Annotated in this window: 10 protein-coding genes; 7 read left to right on the forward strand and 3 right to left on the reverse strand. The window is 55.9% G+C overall.

The window, feature by feature from the left end; genetic code table 11:
- Window positions 1-121 precede the first annotated feature (121 nt).
- The 4 genes from ACR0K5_RS11490 to ACR0K5_RS11505 all read left to right on the forward strand — a co-directional run bounded on the left by ACR0K5_RS11490 (window position 122) and on the right by ACR0K5_RS11505 (window position 2,544).
- On the forward strand, window positions 122-475 hold the full coding sequence (locus ACR0K5_RS11490) for a YbaB/EbfC family nucleoid-associated protein (protein WP_171236037.1): 354 nt from the start codon (window positions 122-124) through the stop codon (window positions 473-475).
- A gap of 64 nt (window positions 476-539) precedes the next feature.
- Window positions 540-1,133, forward strand: coding sequence for a recombination mediator RecR (recR, locus tag ACR0K5_RS11495; protein ID WP_480629781.1), 594 nt, complete (start codon window positions 540-542; stop codon window positions 1,131-1,133).
- A gap of 151 nt (window positions 1,134-1,284) precedes the next feature.
- Window positions 1,285-1,980, forward strand: coding sequence for a hypothetical protein (locus tag ACR0K5_RS11500; RefSeq protein ID WP_480629782.1), 696 nt, complete (start codon window positions 1,285-1,287; stop codon window positions 1,978-1,980).
- 75 nt (window positions 1,981-2,055) lie between these two features.
- Window positions 2,056-2,544 carry a hypothetical protein gene (locus ACR0K5_RS11505; protein WP_480629783.1) on the forward strand — a complete coding sequence of 163 codons (489 nt, stop codon included), beginning with the start codon at window positions 2,056-2,058 and terminating at the stop codon, window positions 2,542-2,544.
- Here the strand turns inward: ACR0K5_RS11505 and ACR0K5_RS11510 are convergent.
- On the reverse strand, window positions 2,541-3,170 hold the full coding sequence (locus ACR0K5_RS11510; RefSeq protein WP_480629784.1) for a ribonuclease T2 family protein: 630 nt from the start codon (window positions 3,168-3,170) through the stop codon (window positions 2,541-2,543). The two genes, ACR0K5_RS11505 and ACR0K5_RS11510, sit on opposite strands and share 4 nt — an antisense overlap.
- A 130-nt stretch (window positions 3,171-3,300) precedes the next feature.
- Between ACR0K5_RS11510 and ACR0K5_RS11515 the strand changes: the two genes are divergently transcribed.
- Together ACR0K5_RS11515 and ACR0K5_RS11520 are read left to right on the forward strand one after the other, a co-directional pair.
- The gene (locus ACR0K5_RS11515; RefSeq protein WP_480629785.1) at window positions 3,301-4,062 is read left to right on the forward strand and encodes a DUF1013 domain-containing protein; all 762 of its coding nucleotides are present in this window, start codon (window positions 3,301-3,303) and stop codon (window positions 4,060-4,062) included.
- Between the two features lie 51 nt (window positions 4,063-4,113).
- Entirely contained in the window at window positions 4,114-4,503 is a 390-nt protein-coding gene (locus ACR0K5_RS11520; RefSeq protein WP_480629786.1) for a hypothetical protein, read from the forward strand.
- Between the two features lie 57 nt (window positions 4,504-4,560).
- Here the strand turns inward: ACR0K5_RS11520 and ACR0K5_RS11525 are convergent, their stop codons facing one another.
- Both ACR0K5_RS11525 and ACR0K5_RS11530 read right to left on the reverse strand, forming a co-directional pair.
- On the reverse strand, window positions 4,561-5,592 hold the full coding sequence (locus ACR0K5_RS11525) for a permease (protein ID WP_480629787.1): 1,032 nt from the start codon (window positions 5,590-5,592) through the stop codon (window positions 4,561-4,563).
- Complete coding sequence (locus ACR0K5_RS11530) at window positions 5,585-5,893, reverse strand: ArsR/SmtB family transcription factor (RefSeq protein WP_480629788.1); 309 nt, start codon at window positions 5,891-5,893, stop codon at window positions 5,585-5,587. Before ACR0K5_RS11530 ends, ACR0K5_RS11525 begins: the two co-directional genes overlap by 8 nt.
- A gap of 133 nt (window positions 5,894-6,026) precedes the next feature.
- Between ACR0K5_RS11530 and pdxR the strand changes: the two genes are divergently transcribed.
- The gene (pdxR, locus tag ACR0K5_RS11535; RefSeq protein WP_480629789.1) at window positions 6,027-7,487 is read left to right on the forward strand and encodes a MocR-like pyridoxine biosynthesis transcription factor PdxR; all 1,461 of its coding nucleotides are present in this window, start codon (window positions 6,027-6,029) and stop codon (window positions 7,485-7,487) included.
- Window positions 7,488-7,699 lie beyond the last annotated feature (212 nt).

A 7,699-nucleotide genomic window follows, 5' to 3' on the forward strand; every position in this document is an offset into this window, starting at 1 on the left:
TCTTGCCGGGCTCAACGGGAGGAAAGGTCTTGCCAAAGACCTTGACGACAGGCCCGAGAACCCTTGTGCCATGTCGATGTGGCCCGTATTTAGAGCCCAAACAGAGTTACAGGAGAATACTATGCTGAAAGGACTCGGCGGGCTTGGCGGTCTGGGCGACATGGCCAAGATGATGAAATCCGCGCAGGACCTGCAAACCAAGATGACCGAAATGCAGGAAGAGTTGAACAACATGATGGTTGTCGGCGAATCCGGTGCTGGCCTGGTCAAGGCAACTGCGACCGCCAAGGGTGAACTCAAAGGTCTGGATATCGACCCGTCCATCTTCAATGGTGACGACAAGGAAGTGGTCGAAGACCTGATCCTGGCCGCCATCAAGGACGCTCAGACCAAAGCCACCGAACGCTCACAGGCCGAGATGGCAAAACTGACCGAAAGCATGGGCCTGCCCGCAGACATCAAGCTGCCGTTCTGATACACATTCCTGACGGATCATCGGCCGGGTACTTGTGCCCGGCCCATTTGCAGGAGCGCTCAGGTTGAGTTCCAACAGCGATATAGACAATCTGATCGACCTGATGGCCAAACTGCCGGGTCTCGGCCCCCGCTCGGCCCGTCGCGCTGTGCTCCATCTGATCCGCAAGCGTGCTTTACTGCTAACGCCCCTATCTGATGCCATGCAGCAGGTGGCCATTACCGCTCGGGAGTGCCTGAATTGTGGGAACGTGGGCACCACTGACATCTGCGATATTTGCGACAACGAGGCCCGAGCGACCGGAGAACTGTGCGTGGTCGAAGACGTCGCCGACCTTTGGGCGATGGAGCGCGCTGGTGTTTTCAAAGGCCGTTATCACGTTCTCGGCGGCACGCTGTCCGCACTGGACGGAGTAGGTCCGGATGAATTACGCATCCCCCGCCTCAAAGATCGGGTCATGGCCGAAGAGATTACCGAAGTTATTCTGGCACTGAACGCGACCGTCGATGGCCAGACAACCGCCCATTACATCGCAGACCAGCTTGAGAGTCAGGTGCGCCTAACTTCTCTGGCTCAAGGTGTGCCGATTGGCGGAGAGCTGGATTATCTGGATGATGGGACGATTACGGCCGCGCTGCGGGCGCGGAAGGAGTTGTAAGGTCACAGCACCCGATGGTTGCGTCCTGCTATTTAACCTGCCAAAAAGGGCTAAATTTCAATTATCTACAAAGCGAACACTCGAATTGTACAAGCTTTCATTTCATCTATTTCGAGTTTTCTGGCCAATCATACTAGTAGCGTCAGTATTATTGTTTTTCCTCGACATCTGGAGCCAGGACCGCTGGTCAAGGACAATTGTCGCGGAAGTCATTGTATATGGGTATCTAGTGTATTTCTTCCACCTTTTTCTACTGACAGGCCGGGCTGTTAAATTGACCGGAAAGCAAGCGAAGGGGCAAGTTCCGAACCGTCACTTCTGGTTTGCTTTTGTTTTTCCTTTGTTGGCCGCGATAGCGTCTCTTTTTCTTTTGTTGCCGCTAATTGAAAAGACGTTTCCAGCTGAAGCTTTGGTCGGAAATGCAAGGCTTGGATACGCGATTATATTCTCTCTCATCTTCTTAGGTATACTTCTGTCTGCAATCGGAACCATGATACCTGCGGCTACAGTTGGCACATCCACCGGATTGAAAGCGGCATTGAAACGCGCTCACAAAACCTTCTGGTTTATCCTATGGAGGCTGCTCGCCGGACCCGCACTCTATTCGATAGTCTTGATGACCTTGTTGGTACAGCTGGGTAAACTCGCAGACTTGCCGCCTTTCCCCCATAGCTTCTCCGAGGTCTCAGTTGCAAATACCGTCTACAATGTCGGAATGACTTTCTTTGGTATCTTCAACAGTGCCCTGACCGCATCCATACTATCAATGGCATATGTGTGGGTGGAAAAAGGACATAAACTAAAAATTCCAATTCAAGCACCCGCTTCTGCGGAAAGTAGGGTCTAGATTTGAAGCATGACCAATCCTATCCGTGGTAGGATGATCAAGAGTTTTTGCCTACATGGAACACAGGTTACCCAGATGAACCGACTTATCACCCTCACCTTCGCCGCTTTGACAGCCACCTCCGCCCTAGCCCAAGACCTCATCGACAAGGGCTTTGTCGACGGTTGGAACATCATGATGGACCCAGCGCTTGGCAACGGGTGCCTGATCCAGACAGTGTATCAGGATCTCTCGGTGGTGCGGCTGGGCTATGATGCGTTGGGCAATCGTGGGTATTTCGCCGTGTACAACAAAGCCTGGGGCGACATTAAGCAGGGTGAGAGTTACCCGATCCGCTTTGATCTGGACGGCAAAAGCTATGATGCGACGGCCATCGGATTCAACGAACACGACGTGCCGGGCGCGACCGTGTTTTTCACCGACCGGAGCTTCGTGAATGCCATTGCACAGAACAAAACAATGACCGTCTACAACCCGGCCGGAGAAGTGGTGATGGCCATCGACCTCAAAGGGACAGCCAAGGCGCTGGAATATGCGCGCGACTGCCAAAACAAGAAGCTCTAACGAATCGGATCGAACAGCGCGTCCTTGGCGCTGCAGTCGCGGATCACGCCCCGACCGCAGGGCACGGGATCAAGATCGCGCGACAGGCACAGGCGGATCTCTTCTATGTAACCCTGTTTGCAGGTGACCGTAATCATGTCGCGCTCTAACTCCGGGTTGGCCTTCAGGAATGCCTCCTCGACCACCGAAGCTGGCAGTTTGACAGATGAGTCCAGCTTGCGGAACACCTGCGGGCGTTCGACCGCTTCATAAGCCCGCCGGGACAAGGCGAAGTAGTCGGACGCCGACAATCCCGAGCATGTGCCATGCTTCTTCCATTGATGCCATGCAAGGCCGGAACTGCCCTGAATATCCTCCATTTCCCGCGACATGCGACGCGAAGGTGGGCCCTCGGTGGTACGGCAGAAGGACGGCCAGCCCTGATGGAACTGGGGCCACAGCCCGTGCAGTATCCATCCGTGGTCATGCCGGTCGTCGCATTGGTCGGACCCGCGCGCATCACCTTCGCGCGCGCACCAGTTGGGCGACCAGCTGAGCGACAGGACGTAGTAATCAAACTCGCCCGCCTTTTCGCCATCGGCCAGCGCAGTCATCGCGCTGAAGACCCACAAAACAACCCAGCGCATTCGCCTCTTCCCTTCTTGCCTTAGCGCGACTATATACAGCCCAAGTTCCCCGACAACGGAAACCTGCCCCAAAACCCCGGGGCCGCCGAATTCCGGCGACGGGACAGATGTATGTATAGGAGACGGGCTGATGGCAAAACCGCTTATGGCCAAGGCCACCGCCGTATGGCTGGTGGACAACACCACGATCAGCTTCAAGCAGATCGCGGATTTCGTAGGAATGCACGAGCTGGAAGTTCAGGGCATCGCTGATGGCGATGTGGCCACTGGTGTGAAGGGCTTTGACCCGATTGCGAACAATCAGTTGACCCAGGACGAAATCGACGCGGCGCAGAACAACCCGCTTCACAAGCTGAAGCTCAAGTTCAACCCTTCTGCCGCTGGCGAAGAAAAGCGTCGTGGCCCGCGTTACACTCCGCTTTCGAAACGCCAGGACCGTCCGAACTCGATCCTGTGGCTGGTCAAGTTCCACCCGGAACTCAGCGATGGTCAGATTGCCAAGCTGGTGGGCACCACCAAACCCACCATCCAGTCGATCCGTGAACGCACCCATTGGAACATCACCAACATGCAGCCGATCGATCCGGTTGCTTTGGGTCTGTGTAAACAGTCCGAGCTGGATACTGCCGTGCAGAAAGCGGCGGCCAAGAAAGCGGCTGAAGGCGGCGTGATGAGCGACGATGAACGTCGCAAACTGGTGTCGACCGAGCAGTCTCTGGAAATGGACGCAGCGCCGAAGATCCCGACCGCAATTGAAGGTCTGGAAACCTTCTCGCTGTCTGACGAGCCGTCGGAAGAGAAAGACGATGAGCCGATCATCGACGCAGACAGCTTCTTCAATCTGCCCAAGGGTGGGTCGGATGACGAAGACGAAGACGATCTTCGCCCGTAACGCGCAAACAGCCCCGGCCAGAAACGCTGGGGCTTTTTTCACGGACTTGCTATGCTGAGCATACTATCTGCGGTATTTGGCCCGCACCGCGCCGTCACCATATATGCCTTTCTCAAGACATGGGGGCTTGGTCTGGCTGGCGGCGTTGTCATGGTTGCCATCGTCGCGACTTTGTTTCTGCTGGGGGATGAAGGCAAGCACGAACACGAGGCATTCCTGATCGTACCGGTTTTGTCTGCGACCGCAGTTAACGGGGACCTGAAGAATGGCGTCGTGGCCTCAGTCCGCCTGCCGGATGGGTCGGCGACATCAATTACTTCCACCGAGTCGCAGATTTCGCAGACTGTAGGTACAACGGCTTGCGTCGAAAAACGCGTTTACGTCGAAAGTGGAGAAGCCCGGTATCGGTTCAAACTGCCACATCTCTGCGAAGCCAGTTGATTGACTGAACCCTAGAAACAAAGCCGCCCGATACTGACATCGGGCGGCTTTTTTTGTTCATACCATCTGAAAGATGATACCAGCGGCTATTGCGCCACCCACACCAAGGCTCAGATAGGTCGCGAAGACGCGTGGTTTGACCAATGACCAGACTGCGGCCATCGCCGGAATGGAACTGACGGCACCGGCAACCATGAACGACATGGCAGCGCCTGAGCTCATACCCTGCTCCATCAACCCTGCCAGCAAGGGCGGTGCCACGTAGGAGTTCAGATAGGCCGGCATACCCACCAGAGCAGCAACGACGATCGGCAGCACGCCGTCTCCGCCAACCACGCGCGCGATCAGGTCGGCAGGTACATAGTTGACCAGCAGAGCCTCGAGCACGTACGCCAGTGCCAGCCATTTCAGCAGGAACAACCCGTTGTGCACGAATTCCGAACGGAACCGGATGCGGCGCTCGGGCTCCTGCCAGAACTTCCAGACCGGTTTGTCATCCATTTTCGGACCACATCCGCAGCACCCTGCAGGATTGTATTCGCGCAAAGACTGGGCAAATGCGCCTTGGCGCATCAGCAGCCGAACAGCGAACCCACCGAACAAGCCGAGCGCAACTGCGGCGACGGCTTTGCCGATAGCAAATGGCCATCCCAGCGCACCGGCAGTAATCAAAAGCGTCGGCGGGTCGATCAAGGGTGAGCTAAGCCAGAACGCCATGACCGCAGACAACGGTGCACCAAGGGCCAGAAGACCGGCGATAAAGGGAATTACCTCGCAAGAGCAAAACGGTGCAAGACCACCGAACAGCGCGGCCAGAAAGATCATCCGGGTCTCACGCCCCTCAAAAGCGCGCGCCACCATCACTTCCGCGCCGGTCGCCTTTAGGTAAGACAGCAGTAGCACTGCAAACAGGATGTATTGCCCTGTATGCGCCAGAGCCTTGCCTGCAAACGTCATCACCTCTCGCAGATTACCGGGGTCCACAATTGCCACTAATGCAAGAATGACAACGATCAGCGCCCAAGGGGTTTTGATCAGATCCAGCACCCCCTTGGCAGTCACTCGAGGGGTTTGTGTCAACTCAGCCATCGTTCGCGGCCTTTCCAACTTCGTCGGCGCAACACTCGCTGAGAATGAACTGCGCCAGATTTCTCAACTCGTCGTAACAGGCCCGATTGATCGTGGTTCGGCCAATCTTTTCCTGTTCGACCACACCACCAGCAGCAAGAAACCGCAGGTGATGCGCCAAAGTCGACGGTGCAATTCCCGTCCGGTCCTGTATCTCGCCAACGGTCAAACCCGCCTCGCCGGCTCGGACCAAGGTCTTGAGGACTTTCAACCGGGCCTCAGAGCCCATGGCAGAAAATCCGGCAGCAGCAGCTTCCCACATGAGTCACCTCCATTAAACTAGATTTCTAGTTATTTAGTTTAAATAAATTTCCCGGTCAACCCACCTCGTGAAATTTCGTGGTTGCGATGTAAGTCCAGATTGCCCCGACCTTAAGTCCACCCTATAAGCAGGCATGGGGATTTCGGTCGATACATTCTTTCTTGAGCTAAATGGACAGGGCACGTTGCAGGCCCAGATCCAGCAGATGATTGCCGAAGGCATCCTGTCTGGTCGTTTTCACGTCGGGGAAAAACTGCCATCGTCGCGCAAACTGGCCGCGCATCTGGGCGTTAGCCGAATTACGGTGACGTTGGCTTATACCGAATTGCTGGCCAATGATTACCTGACCGCCAAGGGACGATCCGGATACTATGTTTCGCAAAATGCACCCGTCCCTCCCAAGTACTCGCCCGTCCAGCGCGGCACCGAAACCGTTGATTGGGACAAAGCACTGGCGCGGCGATTTCTGGACAGAAACGTTCTGCCAAAACCCAGCGACTGGCGCGAATACCGCTATCCGTTCATCTACGGCCAGGCCGATCGGACTTTGTTTGATCACGCCAACTGGCGATTATGTGCCGTTCGCGCGTTGGGGCACAAAGACTTCGATTCACTGACAGGAGATTACGTGGATCAGGATGATCCCTTGTTAATCGAGTTCATTGCCCGTCATACCCTACCGCGCCGTGGAATCGCAGCCCGCCCTGAAGAGATTTTGATCACCCTGGGCGCGCAGAACGCACTGTGGTTGGCATCCCGCATTTTGCTGACCCACAATCGTACTGCCGCAATAGAAGACCCTTGCTATTACGCGCTGCGAAGCCTTCTGAACCACTGGGATTGTGCAGTGACGCCTTTAAGCGTCGACCGGGACGGTCTGCCGCCCGAGGCGATTCCTGACGAAACAGATGTCATCTTTACCACCCCCAGCCATCAAAGCCCGACGACGGCGACGATGCCAATTGACCGTCGCAACCAATTGCTGGATCGAGCACGTGATCTGGATGCGATGGTCGTCGAGGATGACTACGAATTTGAAATGGCCTTTCGGGGTGCGCCTTCGCCTGCGCTCAAATCCATGGATCGGGACGGGCGCGTGATTTACGTCGGCAGCTTTTCCAAGTCACTGTTCCCCGGATTGCGGCTTGGGTACATGGTCGGCTCCGAGCCTTTTATCCGCGAGGCACGTGCGCTTCGCTCATTGGTTCTGCGCCACCCTCCAGGGCACATTCAGCGCACGGCAGCATATTTCCTGTCACTCGGCCATTACGACGCGCAGATTCGGCGTATGTCGAAAGCTCTGCAAGAGCGGCGCGATGCGATGGACCAGGCTATCGACGAAAGCGGGCTGACTGTGGCAGGGCGTGGCGTGATTGGCGGCTCGTCAATGTGGATGTCGACGCCCGAGCATGTCGACACAACCCAACTTGCATTAAGACTGCAGAACCAGGGCGTTCACATTGAACCGGGCGCTCCATTTTTCTCGGGACCGGACAGGCCGCAGAACTTCTACCGCCTCGGTTACTCCTCCATTTCGACCGACCGCATCGCGCCCGGTGTGAAACTGATCGCGGATGCCATTCGGGCTGCTTAGGCCAGATCTGGACCTAATCCGGCTTTCGTTTTGGCCCTAACGCAGGTCGCACCCTTACGCCAAAACCATATCAAACACTGGGTACAGTGCCTGGTTTCACTCACTCTTGCTTGGAGAGCATTCACATGAAGATGACGACAGAAGAGGCCTTTGTTAAGGTTCTGCAGATGCACGGGATTGAACATGCGTTCGGGATCATTGGTTCAGCGATG

It is taken from the genome of Ruegeria sp. AB9, assembly GCF_056542585.1.

Excerpts from the sequence above, each read along its gene's own strand:
- ACR0K5_RS11490 (WP_171236037.1), top strand. The coding sequence starts at position 122 with ATGCTGAAAGGACTCGGCGGGCTTGGCGGTCTGGGCGACATGGCCAAG.
- ACR0K5_RS11505 (WP_480629783.1), top strand. The coding sequence starts at position 2,056 with ATGAACCGACTTATCACCCTCACCTTCGCCGCTTTGACAGCCACCTCC.
- ACR0K5_RS11510 (WP_480629784.1), bottom strand. The coding sequence starts at position 3,170 with ATGCGCTGGGTTGTTTTGTGGGTCTTCAGCGCGATGACTGCGCTGGCC.
- ACR0K5_RS11515 (WP_480629785.1), top strand. The coding sequence starts at position 3,301 with ATGGCAAAACCGCTTATGGCCAAGGCCACCGCCGTATGGCTGGTGGAC.
- ACR0K5_RS11520 (WP_480629786.1), top strand. The coding sequence starts at position 4,114 with ATGCTGAGCATACTATCTGCGGTATTTGGCCCGCACCGCGCCGTCACC.
- ACR0K5_RS11525 (WP_480629787.1), bottom strand. The coding sequence starts at position 5,592 with ATGGCTGAGTTGACACAAACCCCTCGAGTGACTGCCAAGGGGGTGCTG.
- ACR0K5_RS11530 (WP_480629788.1), bottom strand. The coding sequence starts at position 5,893 with ATGTGGGAAGCTGCTGCTGCCGGATTTTCTGCCATGGGCTCTGAGGCC.
- pdxR (WP_480629789.1), top strand. The coding sequence starts at position 6,027 with ATGGGGATTTCGGTCGATACATTCTTTCTTGAGCTAAATGGACAGGGC.